Consider the following 20,329-nt stretch of genomic DNA (forward strand, 5'->3'; position numbering starts at 1 on the left):
TTTTACTCCGCTTCCTGTTCGGCGTACCACGCTATCGTCCTGTGCAGAGCCTCGCGCATCCCGGTCTTCGGTTTCCATCCGAAGCGGCTTTCCATCTTTCTGACGGAGGGCTTGCGGTTCTGCATGTCGTCGTAACTCTTGCCGTAATATACTGAGGAAGGGATTATCTCGAGCTCCGTCGCCTCGGCGGCCCAGCGGAAGCGCGGGAACTGCTTCGCTTCGTCTATAAGCATAGCCGCCGTCTCTTTTATCGAGTAGTTGTTATCAGGGTTGCCGATGTTGAATATCTCGTTGTCGCCGCGGTTGTGGTCGTTGCGGATTATAGCCATGAGGGCTTCGATGCCGTCGCCGACCCAAGTGAAGCTGCGGCGCTGTTCTCCGCCGTTGACGAGCGAGATCTTGCGGCGGTGTATCATATCGTAGAGCATTTGCGTTACGGAGCGCGCCCGGCGTTCCTCCGCGTCCCTGAATGTGTCGAGCCTCGGCCCGATCCAGTCGAATGGGCGGAATATGGTGAACTGCAGCCCGGCCTCCTGCCCGTAGGCGAATATCATGCGGTCCATCATCTGTTTAGCGCAGCTGTATATCCAACGCATCTTTACGACCGGGCCTGTCGTCATCGGGCTTTCGTCCTCTTTTAGCTCCTCGCCCGCGCTCATGCCGTAGACCTCGGAGGTCGATGGAAATATTATGCGCTTGTTGTGCTTCACGCAGAGGCGAACCATCTTGAGATTCTGTTCGAAGTCGAGCTCGAACGTCCACACCGGCTTTTTTACGTAATAGGCCGGCTTCGCTATTCCGGCGAGCGGAATGACGACATCCGACTTTATTACCTCGGCCTCCAGCGCCTCGTTGTCCTTGAAAATATCCCCGCGGCGGAAAGAGAACTGCGCGTTCCCCTCGTAGGGCGCGAGGTTCGAAGACGCTATGTCGAAGCCGCTCACCTGCCAGTCAGTTGAAGCGAGCACCGCCCCCAGCAGATGCGTGCCGATAAATCCGTTTATCCCCGTTACGAACAGTCTCATCGAGAACCTCTCCTTCCAGCTGCTCCACCGCGCGCCGCGCGGGCAATATATCGCGCCGCCGTACCAACGGCTGTAATTTTCGATTTTTTTATTATAAAGCTCAACGCCGTTTTTGTCCTGACCGGCGGGCCTGGCAAAAACGGCGTTGGAATAAAAAAGAGGCTTTCGCCTCTTTCATAAAATCAGTTGAAAATTTACATTTACGCGCGCGGACGCTTCACGTTCTCCTGCGACTCTTCGACGCCTGAGGCTATGCCGCGCTCAACCGTCGTGCCGGGGATAAGGTTGTCACAAATCGCAGCCAGGACGCCAGCGACAGCCATCGGAGTCTTCAGCACGGCCCACACCATGCCGCCGGCGGTCGTGCCGAGCGCGCCAGTGAAGAGAGCCTGGTTCGGCTCGACCCATCCGGGCAGGCCGAGCGCCATAAGGAACGAGAAGCCGACTATGAGTATGTTGCGCTGGCTGCCCATGTCGGCGCGCATAAGGTTTTGAATGCCGAGCGCGCCTATCGTGCCGAAGAGCGTAATATACGCGCCGCCGATGACAGGCGTCGGCATCGTCGCTATGAGAGCGCCGAGCTTGCCTATAAGCGACAGCAGTATAAGTATAACGGCGCCGGCGCGCACGACGTAACGGCTTGCTACGCCAGTCAGCCCGATAAGCCCGATGTTCTCCGTGTACGACGTCGTGCCGACCGAGCCGAGGATTCCCGAGAGCGCGCAGCACATGCCCTCCGCGCCTATGCCGCGGTTGATCTGCGGCACCGTAGGATCGTTGATGCCGGCGGCGTAGGAGCAGTTATGATAGTCGCCGATGGACTCTATCATCACGCAGAAAAATCCCGCCGCGATAGCGCCGATGGCGAGGCCTGAGAATTTCGGCGCGCCCCACGGCATGAAGAGATTCAGGCGAAGCCACGGCGCGTCGATGATGCTCTGGAGATTTATATAAGCCGCATGGCCCGGCGCGAAAACGCCAGCGAGCGACAGCGCGAGGCAGAGCAGATAGGCGATGACTATCGAGCCGAGAACGGCGAAGATGTTGAAATATTTATTCTTGCTCACGAGGCTGAAGAAAAAAACGAGGACGACGACCAGCAGCGAAACGGGCCAGTAATTCGCCGCGTTGAACTGGATGGCGGTCGGCGCGAGCGAAAAGCCTATAGCCATGATAGTCGGCCCGATGACGACCGGCGTGATTATCTTGCGTATACGCCCGATGAGCCGTCCGTATCCGAGCGCCGAAAGCGCGACGCCGCCGACGATGAGCGAGCCGCCGACGTACTGCATCACGACGTCAGGCCCCATGCTCTTGTACGCGCCGATGATTGTCATGATGGGCGGTATGAAACTGAAGCTCGAGCCCTGAACTATCGGAAGCCCGGAGCCGAGCTTCGGATGCGTCTGAATGAGCGTAGCGATGCCCATGCCGAAGTAGACGCAGCCGATGAACGCTCCCATCTGCGCCGTAGTCATCCCCATCGCCGGCCCGAGCACGAGCGGCACGAGCGTAGTCGCGCCGAAGAGCGTCAGCACATGCTGCGCCCCCGCAAGCACGAGTATCGGCAGCGGCGGCTTATCGTTGATTCCGTAAACAAGTTGCTTTCTCGCCATAGTTCGTTCCCCCCAAGGATCTTTGCAATCGGTTGCAAAATTAAATGCCGCGCGTATTATAGACGAAAATCGCAGAAATTACTAGGAGAGGCGGGAAACCGGCGGAGGGAGATAGAAATCGCCGCGCCCTCGACGTGGCGCGACACCGCGAATGGCTGATTTTCCAGCACGAAATCGACGTTTCGACTCACGTGCTCGCGAGGAGCGCGACATATATCGTTATACATATACTTGACCACATCACGGTTTCAACTCACGCGCTCGCGAGGAGCGCGACGCAAAAAAGCGCTGACGGGTCATTCGTGTACCCGTTTCAACTCACGCGCTCGCGAGGAGCGCGACACCGGCACCCACGCCGGTCGTACAGAGCAGTTTGCAGTTTCAACTCACGCGCTCGCGAGGAGCGCGACTGAGGCCGTCGCTGTAGTTCTTGAGGTAGCTTATGTTTCAACTCACGCGCTCGCGAGGAGCGCGACTCGATGAGTTTTTCGAGGTCTGCCGGTGAGTAGGGGTTTCAACTCACGCGCTCGCGAGGAGCGCGACTAGGCCGCGGCGTATGGCGAGGCCGCCGCTTAATGGTTTCAACTCACGCGCTCGCGAGGAGCGCGACCTCTGGGGCACGTACCTCTTCAAGCGCCGTGGGTTTCAACTCACGCGCTCGCGAGGAGCGCGACCGCGCACGAGGCCGCGATAAACAAGCATAACAGGTTTCAACTCACGCGCTCGCGAGGAGCGCGACGGATGCTCTTTAGTATTTATGGCCGGAGAGACAAGTTTCAACTCACGCGCTCGCGAGGAGCGCGACACGGATGCTTTAGCAGTATCTATAGACGACACGGTTTCAACTCACGCGCTCGCGAGGAGCGCGACGCGCAGCGGCCCTTCACGAGTCGGAACAGAGCAGTTTCAACTCACGCGCTCGCGAGGAGCGCGACGAAGGTACAGGCGCGTATCTAGCAGTGGATGGCGTTTCAACTCACGCGCTCGCGAGGAGCGCGACAAAATTCGCCCGACACGGATATTATACCACAGGAGGTTTCAACTCACGCGCTCGCGAGGAGCGCGACTGCGTTTCGCAATAGGTCTATAGTCCCATTTGATGTTTCAACTCACGCGCTCGCGAGGAGCGCGACAAAAAAGGCGAGCGCGGCATGGCGCGCGGCTATGGTTTCAACTCACGCGCTCGCGAGGAGCGCGACGGCGAGACGACGACACAGTACCTTTTAGCGCCTGGTTTCAACTCACGCGCTCGCGAGGAGCGCGACCAGTCACAAGTCAAAAAGTTGTGCCTTGACGGCAGTTTCAACTCACGCGCTCGCGAGGAGCGCGACGGCTCCTGACCCGCGAAGCGCACGAAGCCGGCCGGTTTCAACTCACGCGCTCGCGAGGAGCGCGACTCCTTGCGCCGCTCAGCGATAAGCCCCTTAGAACGTTTCAACTCACGCGCTCGCGAGGAGCGCGACGCTTTTTCGCTCATAACTTCACCTCCTCACCACACTGTTTCAACTCACGCGCTCGCGAGGAGCGCGACCGAGCACGCTGTTCCGCTGTCCCGTCAGGCTCTTGTTTCAACTCACGCGCTCGCGAGGAGCGCGACTGTACTATAAATAAGTACGGACATGATAGCACTTTTTCGATATTTTGCGCGAAGCGCAGGCTTCGGCGGTTTTCATTGTGCCTGTGTTTCAACGATTTTCCGTTTTTCTCGGACGCGGCGCGGAGCGCGAAGCTTCGTGGAATTTTATGCGCGCTTCAGGTTCGCGGGCGCGCATGTGTGCGGCCCGCGCGTTTGGTCTACTCCAGGTGATCTTTAATGGTTCGGCGCAGTATCTGTTCGAGGCGCGCCGCGAAGCGTCCGTCGTCTTCTTTCGTCCTTTTCGGCGGGCCTTTGGTGCGACCGCCGGAGCGGCGGTGCTTCGCCTTTATTTCGCGTTCTTCGAGCGCGGCGGCTATCGTATCCTCGCGGTATTCGAAGCCGCACGGATTGAGCGCGGCGCATTTTTTGCCGAGCACCGCGGCGGCGAGTCCGATGTCCTGCGTTACGACGGCGTCGCCAGACTGCGCAAGGTTTATTATTTTTATGTCGGCCTCCTGAGGGCCGTCGCCGACTGTCACGTGCTCGGGCGATTCGATTACGTGGTCGAAGCCGGCGACGGTGACGAGCCTGACGCCGAAGCGCGCGGCGAGAGACAGCGCGGAGGCGAGCGCGCCGCGCGGGCATGCGTCGGCATCTACGATTATTTTCAATTATTTTGCAGGCAGCCGCAGATCTCGGTGTTGCGCCCGTCCGAAGGCTCGGCTTTGATTTCCGTGATTTTTATCGCGCCATGGCGGTGGAGCGCGAGCGCGAGCGAGATTATCGTCGCGGGCGTGACGCCGATGGTTTTCGCGAGAGCTTCAGGGTCTATGGCTCCCTTCTCTTCGACGGCGCGCGTGAGCTCGCCGCCGAGGCAGCCGACCCATTCGGCGAAGAGCGCCTGCATTTCGGGCGTCGCCGAACCTGCGAGCTGCCCCGCGCGCACTACGGAGTCGAGCACGCGCGCTGAGACGAGCTCGAGAGATTTGACGAGCTGGCGCATGTCCTGGTCGCCGAGGTTTTTTATGTCGAGTTCCATTAAATAGCCCTCCTTGCGGTTTATCTTTCCAGCCGCTCTGAATTATAATATAAACCGTCATTCTAAGAGAAGGGATGGATAGGTTTGTCCGTTTACGTCATAGAAGACAGTAAAATAGGTATTCTCTCGGACACGCACGGCAGCCTTCCGGCGTGGCGGCGGGCGCTCGCGCTTTTCGGCCCGGAGACGAGGACGGTGTTTCACGCAGGCGACGTGCTTTACCACGGGCCGCGCAACAGCATCCCGGGCGGCTATACGCCCGCCGACCTCGCCGAGGCGATAAACGATTTTTATTTCGACGGCGGCAGGGTGCTCATCTCAACGGGCAACTGCGACGCGCCGGTGGATATGATGGTGCTGAAGCCCGAGTTCCGTCAGATAGTGTCGGCGACGTGGCGCGGCAGGAAGATTCTCATGATGCACGGGGACAATTTCCCGCTGCTGCGCGAGCTGGCGCTTTACAATAAGGTTGATCTCGCGATATCCGGGCACACTCACGTCGGCTCGCTAGTGCGCGAGGAGGGGACGATTTTCCTCAACCCGGGCTCGACGACGATTCCGAAGGGGCGCGATCCCGAGAGCGCCGCTTTCGCAACGGACGAAGGCATTTGGATAATGACGCTGGACGGAGAGGAACTGCATTTTGAGAGGTGGTAAGCGCAGGACGGCGCCGGTCTTCAGGCCGCGCCGCTTTTGGCCCTCGGCGCTGTGGGTGGTTTTTCTCGCCGCGGGGTCGGTCTTCAGCTGCGTTTTCGACTCTTTTCCCTTTTTCACGGCGTTTCTGGTGGCCTCATTCATCGGACTGAACGAGGCGGGGCGGTGGCCTTATAAGACGAATCTCGTCATCTGCGCCGGCTCCGCCGTAGTCGTCGCTGTCGCCGGCGTTTTTACGTGGCTGGAGGCTGCGTCGGTATTCGTGCTGTTCTTTACTATCAGCGCCTATCTCTTTTATTTCAGGGACAGGGCGAGGCGAGTGATTCCGGCGTTTGAGGATTTCGCCTCGCACGTCGCGCAGGCTCCCGACTACCAGTCGTTCATCGACCGAGCGTGGGAGGAGCTTCAGAATATGGCGCCGGACGACGCCGTTTTTATAATTCTGGCGAACCGCGAAGGCGGGCTGTATCTCCCAGCGCATCTCGGCGAGCAGCCGCGCCGTCTGAGGCGGAGCGGAGGCACGCCGTGGAAGGTTTACGCCTCGGGCAAGCCGATGGTGGTCGGCCGCGTCTCTACGGCGCACGATCAGCCGATAGACCGCGACGCCGCGTCTATAGTTTCCGTTCCGGTTTCAGCGCACGGCGAAAAGCTCGGAGTGCTCCAGCTCGAGTCCGCGTCGGCCGGAGCCTTTACGCAGGAGGACGCGGCGAAACTTTCTCTCGCGGCGATGATTTTCGGCCACGAGCTTTATATGTTTGAAACAGACGATACGCCGGAGGGGACTGATTATGATGTTGATTGATATGCATGTTCACAGCCGTTTTTCAGACGGCAGGTATTCCCCGGCGCAGCTCGCAGCGGCGGCCAAGCGGCGCGGGCTCGCGCTGCTGGCGCTGACCGACCACGACACGACCTCGGGGCTGCCGGATTTTAAAGCGGCGTGCGAGAAAGACGGCGTGCGCGGCCTTTGCGGTATAGAGCTGTCGGCGGCGGCGCCATATACGCTCCACATACTGGGCTACAGGATAACGCCCGGGGCCGAGCCTCTTGAGAAACGGCTCGAGGATATAAGAGAGAAGCGCAATGAGCGCAACGCGGCTATTTTTGAAAAACTGCGCAAGCTCGGCGTCAAGGTCCGCATCGAGGAGGCCGAGGAGCTCGCGGGCGGAGAGGTGCTAGCGCGTCCGCATATCGCGAAGCTGCTGGTGAACAAGGGCTACGCGCTCTCGATCGGCGACGCTTTTATGAAGTATCTCGACAGGGGGGCGGCGGCCTATGTGCCGCGCGAAAGGCTCTCAGCTGAGGAATGTATAGCTCTTATAAAGGAGGCCGGCGGCTTGGCCGTACTCGCACACCCGGCGCAGTGCCGGCTGGACGGCGACGGGCTCGCCGCGCTCGTGACGCGCCTCAAGGACGCGGGGCTGTGGGGGATAGAGGCCGTCTACGGCTCCAACGACCCGGAGACGACGTTCCGCCATCTCGCGCTCGCAAAACGCTTCGGCCTTTACGCGACGGCGGGGAGCGACTTCCACGGCATCTCCGGGCAGGATATAGAGCTAGGCATGGCTGTGAGCGACGATTTCCTGCCGTGGGCGAGGCTGGGCATAAGGTAGATTTTCGGCGGCCTTCGCGCCGCTTTATAAAAATTTCCGAACGGAGGACAAACGATGCACAAGATCATGGATTTCAGAAGCGACACCGTAACGAGACCGTCCGACGAAATGCGCGAGGTTATAGCGCACGCGGAGGTCGGAGACGACATATACGGCGACGACCCGTCGTCGAACGCCCTCTGCGAATACGCTGCCGAGATAACGGGTAAAGAGGCTGCTATATTCGCCTGCTCCGGCACTATGGGCAACCTGCTCGCCTTCGTCGCGGCGGGACACCATGGCGAGAGCATACTCGCGGGCAAGCGCTCGCACGTGTGGTGCTCAGAGGTCGGCGGCCTGTCCGCGATAGCGGGACTCTGCCCCTATCCGCTCGACGACGGCAGCGGCATCCCCGCGCCCGAGGAGCTCGCGCCGGCCAACAGAGCCGACGGCGACATCCACCACGCCGAGACGACGATGCTCGCGCTCGAAAACACGCACAACTACACGGGCGGCATCGCCGTATCGCCGGAGCGCTTCGCGCGCACGGCCCGAGAGGGACGCAGGCTCGGCTTCCACGTCCACCTCGACGGCGCGCGCATCTTCAACGCCGCGGTCAAGTACGGCGTCGAAGTTTCCGAATATACAAAAGAAGTCGATTCCGTGCAGTTCTGCCTCTCGAAGGGGCTCGGCGCGCCGCTCGGCTCGATGCTCTGCGGCACGCGTGACTTCATAGAAAAGGCGAAGAAATGGCGCAAACGCCTCGGCGGAGCGCAGCGCCAGGTCGGCATCGCGGCCGCCGCGGGGCTTTACGCGCTCAAGAACAATGTAGCGCGCCTAGCCGAAGACCACGAGAACGCACGTCTGCTCGCGGAGCTGCTGCGCAAGGCCGGAATAGCCGTCGAGGATACGCCCGACATGACGAACATGGTCTTCTTCCCGCTCGGAGAGGGCGACGTGAGCGACGCGGAGTTCGAGAAGCGCTGCTTCGACAAAGGCATGCTCGTCCACATGGTCTCGCCGCGCCGAGCGCGTTTCGTGACGCACATGGACGTGGACCGCGAGGACGTTGAGCGCGCCGCGGCCATAGTGGCGGAGGTAATACGGGCGTGACGGGATTTCTTTCACACGAGGAAGTCGAGGCACTCGCCGCGCACGCTCTGGACGAGGCCCTGCGTCTAGGAGCCTGCGGCGCGGACGTGCTCTACAGCGAAGGCTGCGCCAACGGCCTGACGCTGAAGGACGGCGAAATAGAGGAATCCACCTGCGGCTCGTCCGCGGGCCTCGGCATACGCACGATACTCTCCGACGGGCGTCAGGGCATAGCCTACGGCAACAGGCTCGACCGGGCCTCCGTCGATTCGCTCATCGAATGGAGCCTGCACAACGCGCGCGCCTCGGAGCCTGAGGAGGGCGTCGCTCTCTACGATGGGCCGCTCGTCCGCTGCCCGGAGCTTGAGGCCGAGGACGAAGCGATACGGGCTATAACTCCGGCCCGGCGCATGGAATACTGCAAACTCATGACGGAAACGGCAAGGAGCGCCGACGCGCGGATAATCTCGGTGCGCTCCGCGGCGTGGCGCGACGGCTGGGGAGCTTCATTCTTCGCCACGACGAAAGGGCTTTCGGGCTGGGAGCACGGATCGAGCGCCAACTGCGGCGTCGCCGTCCTCGCGCAGTCCGGCGAGTTCACGGAGATGGGAGGCTACGGCATGGACGCTCTGCGCCTCTGCGAGCTCGACGCTGAAAAATGCGCGCGCAGGGCGGTAAAGCAGACCGTCGCGGCGCTCGGCGGGACGCAGCTCGAGACCGGAACGTACACGATAGTCATCGACCCCGAGGCCGTGGCGCCGCTCGTAGACGTGATCGGGAGCCTCTTCTGCGCTTCGGACGTTCACCGCGGGCGTTCGCTGATGAAGGGGCGCATAGGCGACGCCGTCGCGTCCCGGTGCGTGAGCCTCACGGACGACGGACGCGTGCCGTGGAAGCCCGGCAGTTCGTCCTGGGACTCCGAGGGAGTGCCGACATCGCGCACCGAGCTTATAAAGGACGGCGTCGCGTCAGCCTTCCTCTACAACCTTCAGTACGCGGCGAAGGACGGCGTGAAATCGACGGGCAACTGTTCGCGCGGCATGTCTTCTCTGCCCGACGTAGGCACGACGAACCTGATACTCGAGCCCGGGACTGAAAGCCCTCAGTCGCTGATCTCGCGCGTGACGAGCGGCATGTACGTCACCGAATTCATGGGGCTGCACACTATAGACCCGGTGAGCGGCGACTTCTCGATAGGGGCCAAGGGGCACAGGATAATAAACGGCGAGCTCACGACTCCCGTCAGCGGCGTCACGATAGCCTCGAATCTTCTTGAATTCATGAAAAACATCGCGGCGGCGGGGAACGACCTCACCTATTCATACGCGACCGCCGCCCCGACATTGGTGGTAGATAATGTTGTCATCGCAGGTAAATAGAACGAAATACATAATCATGGCGGCGCTGTCGGCGCTGCTGCTCTTCGCGCTTCCGGCCTTCGCGGAGGAGCGGATAGAGCTGTGGAACGGAGGCATCAAAAAGGGCGCGGTCAGCACGCGCATGAACGGCACGATACGCGAGATGGCGATAGACGAGGTCGTCTCGGCGCTCGGCTTCGCGCCCAAAAAGGACGGCACGTCGCTTATCGTAACGATGGACGGCAAAAAGATAGAATTCTGGAACGGCTCGAACATCGTGCGCGCCGCCGGAACGATAATCAGCTTCTCGACGCCGGTCGTCACGCAGGACGGACACTGGTGGGGCGAGGGACGCGGGCTGCTATCCGCCTTCGGACAGTTCTACAAAGCCATAGGCCAGAAGGCCGATTTCCGATGGGGCGCGGTAAGCGCGGCGGCCGCCGCGCCGGCGCCGAAGAAACAGGCCCAGCCTAAGCCGAAGCCGGCAGAACAGACGAAAAAGGCCGAGCCTGCGAAAAAAACGCAGACGGAGCCGGCGCCGCAGAAGGCCGGGCCGAAGCAGGAGGCCAAAGCCCCGGCACAGACGCAGACGCAAGCGCCCGCTCCGAAGGTCAAGAGCAACAGAAAGCCCATAGTAGTAATCGACGCGGGCCACGGCGGCCACGACCCGGGCGCGTCGGCCAACAAGGTACGCGAAAAGGACGTTAACCTCAAGGCCGCAGTGCAGCTCGGCAAGATACTGAAGGAGCGCGGCGTCGACGCGCGCCTGACGCGCAGCACGGACGTATACCTCAAGCTCGCGGAGCGCACCGCCTTCGCGAACAAGAACAACGCCGACGTCTTCATCAGCCTGCACTGCAACTCCATGCCAAAGGGGCACAGCAAAGTCGCCGGCTTCGAGATATACATCATGGCCCTGCCATCCGACAAGGACGCGATGAACCTAGCCATAGTTGAAAACAGGGAAATATCCGGCGACGCCCACAGCGCGGCGGAGATACAGAAGGCCGACAAAAAGACTCAGCTCCTGCTCAAAATCCTAGGCGACATGCAGCAGAACAACAAGATAGGCGAAAGCACCGCGCTCACCGAGGTGCTCAACGCGAGAGCAAAGAAATCCGGCCTGCCGATGCGCAAGGTCGCGCAGGCGCCGTTCTTCGTGCTGCGGGGCGCGGCGATGCCGGCCGTCCTCGTCGAGATGGGCTACCTGACGAACGCGGCGGAGGCCCAGCGCCTCAACACGGCGGCATACCGCGACAAGATATGCCGCAGCCTCGCCGACGGCATAATAGAGTACATAGAGACGCACCGCGCACAGTAGCGCGGAAGTCCCGCGCCTGCGACACGCGCGGGACGTTTTTGGCATATAATACGAAACCGCCGCGAAAGCGGACACCGCCATTGGGGGACGACGAATGAGAGAACCGGAAGAAAGACAGCGCCATTTTGTGATACGCGACAAGAAGGACGAAAACTACGACCAGCCGGCGGTGCGCCGCCGCGGCCTGATGCGCGAGGAAGAGGACGAACGCGGCGAACAGGACGAAAAGCCCCGCAAGCCGCGCGCGCGCCGCACTCTGCGCGAGCGCGAAATGGAGGAGGAGGAAGAGGCGCGTTCGCTGCGCGGCGGCCGCAGGCGCAAAGCGATGAAGCGCGCAGACTTCGACGACGAAGACGATTACGAGGATGACGACGACTACAGCCGCCCGCGCGCGCCGAAAATCGTACGCATATTCGCGTGGATAGCGCTCGTCGTCATACTCTTCACCTGCGGCTACGTCGCCACGAACTACTTCTTCTCGTGGTCGGACAAAAAAGGCGGAGAGCGCATAGGCAACGTCTACGGCAGCGGAGCGGAGATAACCGAAAGCGCGGCGACGGCGGAGAACGCCCCGTCGAACGCGAAATACAGCATATATGTACCAGACGGCTCATCCTTCCAGACACGCTCCATAGAAATAAAGCCGGGAGGCACGCGCGAGGAGGACATCCAGAAGGTGCTCTCCATGTACATAGACAGCCTAAAAGAAACGAAGGCGATGGACACCGCCGCGGCCGTCAACAGCGTCTTCCACGGAGGCGACTGGCTCTACGTGGACATGACTCCTGCCTTCCAGAGCTCGATAAAGAAGCTCGGCAAAGAAAAGGCGGCGCAGGTACTCAACGGCATGCTGAACACGATGCGCGACAACTTCCCGCCCATCAAAAAAATAAAATTCTACGTCAACTCGAAAGAAATCACGGACAAAACGCCCGTAGACCTCACGGGACCGTGGGAGGAGGGGCGCTAGGATGGAGGCAGCACGCATAGACGGGCGCGCGCCCGGCGGACTGCGCCCGATAACCATTGAACGCGGCGTCAACAGATACGCGGAAGGCTCCGCTCTGATCCGCTGGGGAGACACGCACGTCCTCTGCACCGCCACGGTCGAAGAGAAAGTCCCGCCCTTCCTGCGCGGCTCCGGCAGCGGCTGGATAACGGCGGAATACGCCATGCTTCCGCGCTCGACCCAGAGCCGCATGCAGCGCGAGATAAACCGCGGAAAGCGCGACGCGCGCGGCAGCGAGATACAGCGGCTCATAGGCCGTTCGCTGCGCGCCGCCGTGGACATGCCGCGCCTCGGCGAACGCACGATAACGATAGACTGCGACGTGCTGCAGGCCGACGGCGGCACGAGGACGGCATCCATATCGGCGGGCTTCGTCGCGCTCTTCGACGCACTGCGGACGCTCAAGGCCGACGGCAGACTCGCAGAGATACCGCTGAAGGATCAGATAGCCGCCGTCAGCGTAGGGAAATCCGGCGGCGCGCTCGTCCTCGACCTGCGCTACGAAGAAGACTCGTCCGCCGACGTAGACGCCAACGTCGTCATGACGGGGCGCGGCGGCATAGTCGAAATACAGGGCACGGGCGAGGGCGCGGCCTTCTCGCGCGCGGAGCTCGGACAGATGCTCGACCTCGCTGCATCAGGAATCGCCGAAATTCAGCGTAGGCAGCTTGAAGTCCTCGGACTGACCGAAGACGAACGGAGGCTCTTCGAGACATGCGCATAGTCTTCGCGAGCGGGAACAGAGGCAAATACAGAGAGATGAAGGCGCAGCTCGAGCCGGCCGGCGTGGAGCTGCTCTTCGGCGGCGACATGGAAGGGCCGCACGAAATCGAAGAGAACGGCGAGACCTACGCGGAAAACGCGCTCATCAAAGCACGCGCGTGGGCCGAGGCTACCGGCCTTCCGGCTCTCGCCGACGACAGCGGCCTCGAGGCCCGCGCGCTCGGCGGACTGCCCGGCGTGCGTTCCGCCCGCATAGTTGAAGGCGGCGACGCGGACAGGACGCGCTGGCTGCTCGGCGAGCTCGCGGACAAAGAGGACAGGCGCGGACGCTTCGCCTGCGCGATAGCCGTCGTCCTCGCGCCCGGCAAAAAGCCGCTCGTCGTGACGAGGTACTGCCCCGGCACGATAATACGCAAGCCGCGCGGAGAATCCGGCTTCGGCTACGACCCCGTATTCGTCCCGGAGGGCTTCGACAAAACCTTCGCGGAGCTCGGCGACGAGATAAAAAATAAAATTTCCCACCGCGCGCTCGCAGTCAAAGGTATAGCCCAAAAGCTCAAGGATATGATAGAATAATACGCTGTACGCAGTATGTAACGGCGAAGTCACAGCAAAGCAAAAGCTTTGCTTTTTACTAGAAAAATTTGGAGGTGTAGTTTGTGAGAATCCTTTTGGGAGTCATTCACATACTCGTTTGCGCAGCGTTGATAGCCGTCGTAATGATGCAGAAAAGAAAATCCGGCGGATTCACCGGAGCGTTCGGCGGCGGCGGCACGCAGGCCGATATGAGCGGCACGTGGCAGCGCATGAGCGGCCTGACTAAGGTAACGGCGTGCCTCATGGCGGCCTTCATGGTCATCTCCATCATCCAGGTACTCGTCAGATAGCGGATAAAGCCATGACCATCAAGCCTCTGGACAGCCAGAAAGACATAGCCTCATACAAGGGCGAGGAGGGACGCCTCTTCTCCGCCACCCACGAGGAGATACTCGAAGGCTGGACTACGGACATATATTTCCTCAAGACACGCGACGTCCTGCGCTCGGCGGGACTCCTCGACACCCCGGTCGTCGCCGAGGTGTTCACACGCAAAAGCGGGATATTCTGCGGCTCCGAAGAAGTCCTCAACCTCTTCCGCCGCCTTCCGAACCCGCCGCAGGTCGAAGCTCTCGCAGAGGGAGACAGCTTCGAAGCGAAGGAAGTCCTCATGCGCATAACCGGCACATACGAGTCCTTCGGCATCTACGAAACCGTCCTCCTCGGAATGCTCGCCTCCTCCACCGGCTGGGCGACAGCCGCCAGGGAATGCGTCGAAGCCGCCGAAGGACGCAGCGTCCTCTGCTTCGGGGCGCGCCACGTACACCCGGCGATAGCTCCAGTCATGGAGCGCGCGGCGAAAATCGCTGGCTGCAGCGCCATGAGCTGCATACTCGCAGCAAAGCTCTGCGGCGAAGAGCCGAAAGGCACCGTACCGCATGCGGCGATACTCATGGTTGGAGACACCGTAAAGCTCGCCAAGCTCTATGACGCGCAGGTACCGCAGGAAGAGCCGCGCATCGTCCTCGTCGATACCTTCAAGGACGAATGCGAGGAAGCTCTGCGCGTCGCCGACGCGCTCGGAGACAAACTCTCCGGCATACGCCTAGACACGCCGGGCGAGCGCGGCGGAGTCACGCCCGATCTTGTGCGCGAAATGCGTTGGAGGCTGGACGCGGCGGGATTCAACAAAGTACAGATAATAGCTACCGGCGGACTCACGCCGGAGCGCATAAGGGTCATGAACGAAGCGGGCGCGGACGTCTACGGCGTAGGCAGCTACATAACCAGCGGCGCGCAGCGCGACATGACGATGGACATAAAAATGGTAGACGGCAGGCCGATAGCCAAGCGCGGCCGTCTACCGGGGATAATCCCGAACCCGAGACTTAAACGCGTGCTCTAAGCGCCGCGCCCTGCCGCCGTCCCCCACAGCCGGCGGCAGGGCGTTCCCGGCGGCGGGCGGGCCTGTGTTACGGCGGGCGCGCCTCGCGGACGGGATGGGCGCGGAGACGCTTTGAGCGATAAATCACAACTATGAACAACCACGTCTTCTAAGGAGGAAGATCCATGATAGGCACTCGTTCCTACATGGCCAAGGGCGAAGAAGTAGAGCGCAAGTGGTATCTCATCGACGCCACCGACAAGCATCTTGGCCGTCTCGCAGTACAGGTAGCCCGCATCCTTTCGGGCAAGCATAAGCCCACATATACGCCGCACGTCGACACCGGCGATTTCGTCGTCCTCATCAACGCGGACAAGGTCGGGCTCACCGGCAAAAAACTCATCCAGTCCACGATACGCCGCCACACGGGACATCCCGGCGGCCTCAAGTCGCTCACCTATAAGGAAGTCCTCGAGCGCCGTCCCGAGCGCCTTATCGAGCGCGTCGTCTGGGGCATGCTTCCCAAGACGAAGCTCGGACGCGACATGTACCGCAAGCTCAAGGTCTACGCCGGCCCGGCTCATCCGCACGCGGCGCAGAAACCCGAGCAGATAGACTAAGGAGAGGGGTGGAATAACATGGCAGAGAAAAAATCGGCTTTCCTCTGGGGAACCGGAAGAAGAAAGAACGCGATAGCCCGCGTCCGCATATGCGAAGGCACGGGACAGTTCCTCATCAACAACCGTGAAGTCAAGGACTACCTCCCGCGCTTCTACTGGTCCTCGATGGCTGTACAGCCCCTCGCAGTAGCCGGCGTCGAAGGCAAGATCGACGTATTCGTCAACGCCCACGGCGGCGGACTTACCGGCCAGGCCGGAGCCATCCGCCTCGGCGTCGCCCGCGCGATCCTCAAGATGTACCCGAACGCGCGCCCGGCGCTCAAAAAAGCAGGCTTCCTAACGCGCGATCCGCGCATGGTCGAACGCAAGAAGGTCGGCCTCAAAGGCGCCCGCGCCAACAAGCAGTTCTCTAAGCGTTAATCCGCGGGAGTTCAAAAAACACAGACAACCGCCGTTCATACGGCGGTTGCCTTTTATGCCTGCACAAACAACAAGAGTCAACGGCATCGCGCCGAAACAGTCTCGCATATCATACGCCTGCGGCAACGCTGTAGCTCCAGACTATATCTTCGATCTTATCAAAACAATCCAGGACGAAACGCGGATAGCGCGGCATACCGTTGTAAATCAGCTCAAAACGGAGAGAGCCGCCGAGACCCATGACAGGCATGGCAAACAGCCGCTCGTCTTCCCCGCAGCGCTCGTTGCCCTTGAGCATCGACTGGATGAAAAACTGCGGCGCGCAAAGCGCCGCAAGGCCGGTGCGGCAGATTTTCTCCGAAATGTCGTAGTCGCTGACGGAAAGCACATTCTCGACCGAAATGTCGTTCGACGCCATGAACTGCGCGACGAGCTGATATGTCGTACTCTTTGGATAATTCATCACAAACGACTGTCCGCTGAAATAACGCAGGTCGATCTCCTGCTCCGATACCGGCGACTCGGACACCTCAATCCCGGCACGCTCGCGCAGATAGGCGCGCGACGCAACTAGATATATCCCTTCGTTCGCCAGCGCGCGCACGCGCATATCCGGCGGCGTGACGGCGTTGACGCCGAGAAAACACTCCAGCTTCCCCTTTTCAAAAGCTCCTGCATCGTCAGAGTCTCTTCAAGCGTCAGCTCTATCTTCACGTTCGGGTACTTCATGCGGCACCATCTGAAAAGCTCCGGCACTATTATCTTCGCGCGAGTGTAGTTCATGCCAAGCCGCAGTGTTCCCGAAGCGCCGCGCTGGATCTCCGACAGCTCTGCGTCTAGTCCCTGCTCTATATTCCTGACCGCGAGCAGTGACCGCTGCACCGCACGCCCCGCATCCGTAAGTTCGACGGCGGGACGCCGCGTGAAAAGGCTCACGCCATAATGATCTTCGAGCCGCTTGATGTGGTCGCTCAGACTCTGCTGGCTGATGAAAGATTTCCTTGCGGCCCGTCCGAAGTTCAGCTCCTCCGCCAGAACCAGAAACAACCTTTCCCCGTTAGTCAAACGACCGCCCCCCTTCAAAACAAGATTAACACGAAATTTTCACATCCACAATCTAAATACTGTTAATATATCGGATTTAACTGTTTCCATTATGTCGTTCGAAGACTTATAGTATATGGCATAAGAGAAAGACGAAATTTTCATAAATGTAAAAATTGATAAGCAAAAGGTGTGGACAAAATGAGCAGTCACAATATCAACGATCCAACTCAGGCTTATTACGTAGGGTTGATGAATTCGTGCGGTTATTCGGAGAAAGATCTTGGCAAACCCGTCATCGGTATCGTTAACTCATATACCGACGCAAACCCGGGGCACAAGCCGCTGCGCGAACTGGCCCAGCGCGTCGCCGAAGGGGTATGGGCTGCGGGCGGAACGCCGGCTGAGTTCAACGTACCGGCTCCGTGCGACGGCATGGCTCAGGGGCTCGGGATGCACTACATACTGCCATCGCGCGACCTCATCGCCGGGGCGGCGGAATGTATGGCGCGCGCGCACGATTTCGACGGACTCGTATTCCTCTGCTCGTGCGACAAAATAGTCCCGGGCATGCTCATGGCGGCGGCCTCGCTCGACAAACCGTGCCTTTTCCTCACGGCAGGATGCATGGTGCCATACGACGACGGCGAGCGCGTATATGTGACGCCCGACCTGAAGGAATCCATCGGCGCGTACAGGGCGGAGAAGATAACGGCCGACGAATTCAGCCGCTTCAAACACAGCATCTGCCATTCGTGCGGAACATGTTCGATGTACGGAACGGCGAACACGATGGGCGTATTCGCCGAAGCGATAGGCATCGCCCCCTTCGACTCGACGACCATGCTCTTCTGCTCGGCGGAAAAAGTACGGCAGGCGCGCGCCGTCGGAGAGAGAGCCGTCGAACTCGTGCGCGAGGGGACATGCTTCTCCGACATCGTGACGAAGAACTCCATAATCAACGGCCTGCGCCACGTCTCCGCGACCGGAGGGTCGAGCAACGCGCAGATACACGTATGCGCCCTCGCGCGCGTCATGGGAATAGACCTGACGCTCAAGGAGTTCGACGAAATTCAGAAAGACATCCCCGTAATAGCGAAATTCAAGCCGTCGTCGAAATACAACATCAGCGACTACCACAAGGCCGGCGGTGTCGGCGCGACGCTCAAAGCTATAAAACGCCATCTTAATCTCAACGAGAAACTCGCGATGGGCGGAACGCTCGGCGAATATCTCGACGCATACAGCCGCCGCGTCGACCCCGAAATAATCCACGGCGAAGACGACCCGCTCTACCCCGACGGATGCTACGCGGTTCTCTACGGCAATGTCGCGCCCGGCGGCTGCGTCATAAAGAAAAGCGGCGTCGTGCCGGAGATGTTCAAACACACAGGCCCCGCCGTCTGCTTCGACTCGGAAGAAGAGCTGCGCGACTTCATGGTGAACAAGGACATAAAGCCCGGCTGCGTCCTCGTCATACGCTATGAGGGGCCAAAGGGCGGCCCGGGAATGCGCGAGATGTCCATCCCCGCCGCTATGCTCGTCGGCATGGGGCTGCACACCAGCGTCGCGATGATAACCGACGGACGCTACTCGGGCGCGACGCGCGGCCCGTGCGTCGGACACATCTCCCCAGAGGCCTGGGACGGCGGCCCGATAGCGGCGATACAGGACGGCGATATGATAACGATAGACATCGACGCGAAAACCATCAACGTCGCCCTCACTGACGAAGAAATAGCGGAACGGCTGAAACACGTAAAACGCCCCGACCACCCCGCCCCCGGTGTGCTGTCAGCGTACAGGCTCGGAGTTTCCGGGCCGGATGAAGGAGCGCTCTGGCTCTACCGTAAATAGCCCTCGTCACCAATAAGCAAAAACACGGAACGTTTTTAAGCGTGCGGCCGTGAAATTCGGGAGGCCGTACTGGTCTCCCTTTTTTTGCAAAAATTCCAAAGGAGGAAAAACAATGACAAATCTTATCATTTTCATCGTCGGACTCGCCATAATGCTTTTCCTGATGATGAAGACAAAGCTCGGGCCTTTCGCATGTATGCTTCTCGCTGGGCTCGGCATAGGAATGGCCTGCGGCCTCGACAGCATGAAGGCGATAAACACGCTTGTGGACGGTTTCGCCGGGACATGCAAAAGCATCGGACTTCTTGTAATTTTCGGTACGATACTCGGTATTTATCTTGAAAAATCGAACGCCTGCCTCCGCATCGCAACGACGCTGCTCCGCGTGGTAGGCAACAAAAATTCAAGCGCAGCGCTCGCCACAACCGGATACCTCGTCGCCATACCGGTCTTCAGCGACGTCGCAATGGTGCTTCTCGCTCCGCTCGTCAAATCGGTCGCGAAGAAAAGCGGCAAAAGCCCTTACGCGCTTGGCACGGTGACAGCCTGTTCTCTGCTCTCGACAAACGCTTTCGTAGCGCCCACCCCCGCACCGCTCGCGGTCATAGCGGTGCTCGGGCTCGACATAGGCACATCGATACTGTGGGGGCTTCCCGCCGCTCTCTTCATCACGATATGCGTCTGGATATTCGGCGAATTCTATCTTATGCGCAAACCAGCCTCGTGGTTCACGCCGCTTGAGAGCGAAAAAGCAGACAGCGGCGTTATGCCTGACGAGAGCACGCTTCCGTCATTCATAGTCTCAATAATGCCGATACTGCTTCCGGTCGTGCTCATACTCTGCGCGTCGGTCGGCGGCCAGCTTCTTGAAAAAGGGACTTTCCTGACCGTCCTGAACTTCCTCGGAGACAAAAACATCGCCCTCGTGCTCGGCATAGTAGTCTCCATACTTTTCCTCGCACCGTATCTTCCTGAAAAAGAGCGTTACGCTCCGATGACGGACGCGCTGAAAATCTCGGGCCCGATAGTATTCATCACAGCCGCGGGCGGCGCGCTCGCAAAGATAGTCAGCGCCACAGGCGTAGGCGAAACGATAGCACAAGTCCTAATCAATTCGCCGATCCCGGTAATTTTCATCCCATTCCTCATCACCGGATTCTCTAAGTTCGCTCAGGGCTCGGCCAGCGTAGCGGCGATACTCGCCGCCGGTCTATCCGTTCCGATGTGCGAAGCTGGGCTCATCACGCCGCTTGAAGCTTTCCTCTCAATCAGCGCCGGCTCCTCGCTCGGCTCGCACGTCAACAACAGCTTCACGTGGGTCTACAGCGAATTCATCGGCTGCGACATAAAGACGACGCTGAAAACGCTCTGCGTGGGACAGAACATAGTCATGTCGATCACGGGCATCATAGCGACGCTCGTCATCAGCATGATAGCATAACGCCTGAAAAGATTTACCAAA

21 protein-coding genes and 1 CRISPR repeat array are annotated in these 20,329 nt (G+C 60.1%); of the genes, 15 read left to right on the plus strand and 6 right to left on the minus strand.

Going from position 1 to position 20,329, the window contains the following annotated elements:
• Positions 1-2 precede the first annotated feature (2 nt).
• From B5F39_RS05495 to B5F39_RS05510, 4 genes are all read right to left on the minus strand, one after another.
• A complete protein-coding gene (locus tag B5F39_RS05495) occupies positions 3-1,025 on the minus strand; it encodes a bifunctional UDP-4-keto-pentose/UDP-xylose synthase (RefSeq protein WP_087364772.1) in 1,023 nt (340 codons plus the stop codon).
• Positions 1,026-1,225: 200 nt separating this feature from the next.
• Positions 1,226-2,641 carry a solute carrier family 23 protein gene (locus B5F39_RS05500; protein ID WP_087364774.1) on the minus strand — a complete coding sequence of 472 codons (1,416 nt, stop codon included), beginning with the start codon at positions 2,639-2,641 and terminating at the stop codon, positions 1,226-1,228.
• A 179-nt stretch (positions 2,642-2,820) separates the two neighbouring features.
• A CRISPR array of direct repeats spans positions 2,821-4,238; the repeat unit is 32 nt; unit sequence GTTTCAACTCACGCGCTCGCGAGGAGCGCGAC.
• A gap of 197 nt (positions 4,239-4,435) precedes the next feature.
• Complete coding sequence (locus B5F39_RS05505; RefSeq protein ID WP_087364776.1) at positions 4,436-4,888, minus strand: DUF188 domain-containing protein; 453 nt, start codon at positions 4,886-4,888, stop codon at positions 4,436-4,438.
• Positions 4,885-5,256, minus strand: a complete 372-nt coding sequence (locus B5F39_RS05510; protein ID WP_087364777.1) for a hypothetical protein — start codon at positions 5,254-5,256, stop codon at positions 4,885-4,887. Before B5F39_RS05510 ends, B5F39_RS05505 begins: the two co-directional genes overlap by 4 nt.
• 84 nt (positions 5,257-5,340) lie before the next feature.
• Between B5F39_RS05510 and yfcE the strand changes: the two genes are divergently transcribed.
• The 13 genes from yfcE (at position 5,341) to rpsI (ending at position 15,966) form a co-directional block, all read left to right on the plus strand.
• On the plus strand, positions 5,341-5,913 hold the full coding sequence (gene yfcE, locus B5F39_RS05515; RefSeq protein ID WP_239391118.1) for a phosphodiesterase: 573 nt from the start codon (positions 5,341-5,343) through the stop codon (positions 5,911-5,913).
• The gene (locus tag B5F39_RS05520) at positions 5,900-6,712 is read left to right on the plus strand and encodes a GAF domain-containing protein (protein ID WP_087364779.1); all 813 of its coding nucleotides are present in this window, start codon (positions 5,900-5,902) and stop codon (positions 6,710-6,712) included. Before yfcE ends, B5F39_RS05520 begins: the two co-directional genes overlap by 14 nt.
• Complete coding sequence (locus B5F39_RS05525) at positions 6,699-7,523, plus strand: PHP domain-containing protein (protein ID WP_087364780.1); 825 nt, start codon at positions 6,699-6,701, stop codon at positions 7,521-7,523. Before B5F39_RS05520 ends, B5F39_RS05525 begins: the two co-directional genes overlap by 14 nt.
• 54 nt (positions 7,524-7,577) lie before the next feature.
• Positions 7,578-8,615 carry a low-specificity L-threonine aldolase gene (gene ltaE, locus B5F39_RS05530; protein ID WP_087364782.1) on the plus strand — a complete coding sequence of 346 codons (1,038 nt, stop codon included), beginning with the start codon at positions 7,578-7,580 and terminating at the stop codon, positions 8,613-8,615.
• Complete coding sequence (locus B5F39_RS05535) at positions 8,612-9,973, plus strand: TldD/PmbA family protein (protein WP_087364784.1); 1,362 nt, start codon at positions 8,612-8,614, stop codon at positions 9,971-9,973. The genes ltaE and B5F39_RS05535 overlap by 4 nt, the downstream gene beginning before the upstream one ends.
• Positions 9,974-9,989: 16 nt before the next feature.
• Positions 9,990-11,273: an N-acetylmuramoyl-L-alanine amidase gene (locus B5F39_RS14395; RefSeq protein WP_239391121.1), complete on the plus strand. Its 1,284-nt coding sequence runs from the start codon at positions 9,990-9,992 to the stop codon at positions 11,271-11,273.
• Between the two features lie 94 nt (positions 11,274-11,367).
• Positions 11,368-12,243 (plus strand): GerMN domain-containing protein, encoded by an 876-nt coding sequence (locus tag B5F39_RS05545; RefSeq protein WP_087364786.1) that lies wholly within the window; start codon positions 11,368-11,370, stop codon positions 12,241-12,243.
• A 1-nt stretch (position 12,244) separates the two neighbouring features.
• A complete protein-coding gene (rph, locus tag B5F39_RS05550; protein ID WP_087364788.1) occupies positions 12,245-13,006 on the plus strand; it encodes a ribonuclease PH in 762 nt (253 codons plus the stop codon).
• A complete protein-coding gene (rdgB, locus tag B5F39_RS05555; protein WP_087364790.1) occupies positions 12,997-13,581 on the plus strand; it encodes an RdgB/HAM1 family non-canonical purine NTP pyrophosphatase in 585 nt (194 codons plus the stop codon). Before rph ends, rdgB begins: the two co-directional genes overlap by 10 nt.
• 83 nt (positions 13,582-13,664) lie before the next feature.
• On the plus strand, positions 13,665-13,892 hold the full coding sequence (gene secG / locus B5F39_RS05560) for a preprotein translocase subunit SecG (RefSeq protein WP_087364792.1): 228 nt from the start codon (positions 13,665-13,667) through the stop codon (positions 13,890-13,892).
• An 11-nt stretch (positions 13,893-13,903) separates the two neighbouring features.
• Positions 13,904-14,947, plus strand: a complete 1,044-nt coding sequence (locus tag B5F39_RS05565; RefSeq protein WP_087364794.1) for a nicotinate phosphoribosyltransferase — start codon at positions 13,904-13,906, stop codon at positions 14,945-14,947.
• A 164-nt stretch (positions 14,948-15,111) separates the two neighbouring features.
• Positions 15,112-15,546 (plus strand): 50S ribosomal protein L13, encoded by a 435-nt coding sequence (rplM, locus tag B5F39_RS05570; RefSeq protein WP_087364796.1) that lies wholly within the window; start codon positions 15,112-15,114, stop codon positions 15,544-15,546.
• An 18-nt stretch (positions 15,547-15,564) separates the two neighbouring features.
• Positions 15,565-15,966, plus strand: coding sequence for a 30S ribosomal protein S9 (gene rpsI / locus B5F39_RS05575; protein ID WP_087364798.1), 402 nt, complete (start codon positions 15,565-15,567; stop codon positions 15,964-15,966).
• 109 nt (positions 15,967-16,075) lie between these two features.
• Here the strand turns inward: rpsI and B5F39_RS05580 are convergent, their stop codons facing one another.
• Both B5F39_RS05580 and B5F39_RS05585 read right to left on the minus strand, forming a co-directional pair.
• A complete protein-coding gene (locus B5F39_RS05580) occupies positions 16,076-16,576 on the minus strand; it encodes a hypothetical protein (protein WP_239391123.1) in 501 nt (166 codons plus the stop codon).
• The gene (locus B5F39_RS05585) at positions 16,537-17,031 is read right to left on the minus strand and encodes a LysR family transcriptional regulator (RefSeq protein WP_158095948.1); all 495 of its coding nucleotides are present in this window, start codon (positions 17,029-17,031) and stop codon (positions 16,537-16,539) included. Before B5F39_RS05585 ends, B5F39_RS05580 begins: the two co-directional genes overlap by 40 nt.
• A 180-nt stretch (positions 17,032-17,211) precedes the next feature.
• Between B5F39_RS05585 and ilvD the strand changes: the two genes are divergently transcribed.
• Both ilvD and B5F39_RS05595 read left to right on the plus strand, forming a co-directional pair.
• Positions 17,212-18,867 carry a dihydroxy-acid dehydratase gene (gene ilvD, locus B5F39_RS05590; protein ID WP_087364804.1) on the plus strand — a complete coding sequence of 552 codons (1,656 nt, stop codon included), beginning with the start codon at positions 17,212-17,214 and terminating at the stop codon, positions 18,865-18,867.
• A 112-nt stretch (positions 18,868-18,979) separates the two neighbouring features.
• Positions 18,980-20,308: an SLC13 family permease gene (locus tag B5F39_RS05595; RefSeq protein ID WP_087364807.1), complete on the plus strand. Its 1,329-nt coding sequence runs from the start codon at positions 18,980-18,982 to the stop codon at positions 20,306-20,308.
• The last annotated feature ends 21 nt before the right edge of the window (positions 20,309-20,329 follow it).

The organism is Cloacibacillus sp. An23 (genome assembly GCF_002159945.1).
Classification (GTDB): Bacteria; Synergistota; Synergistia; order Synergistales; family Synergistaceae; genus Caccocola.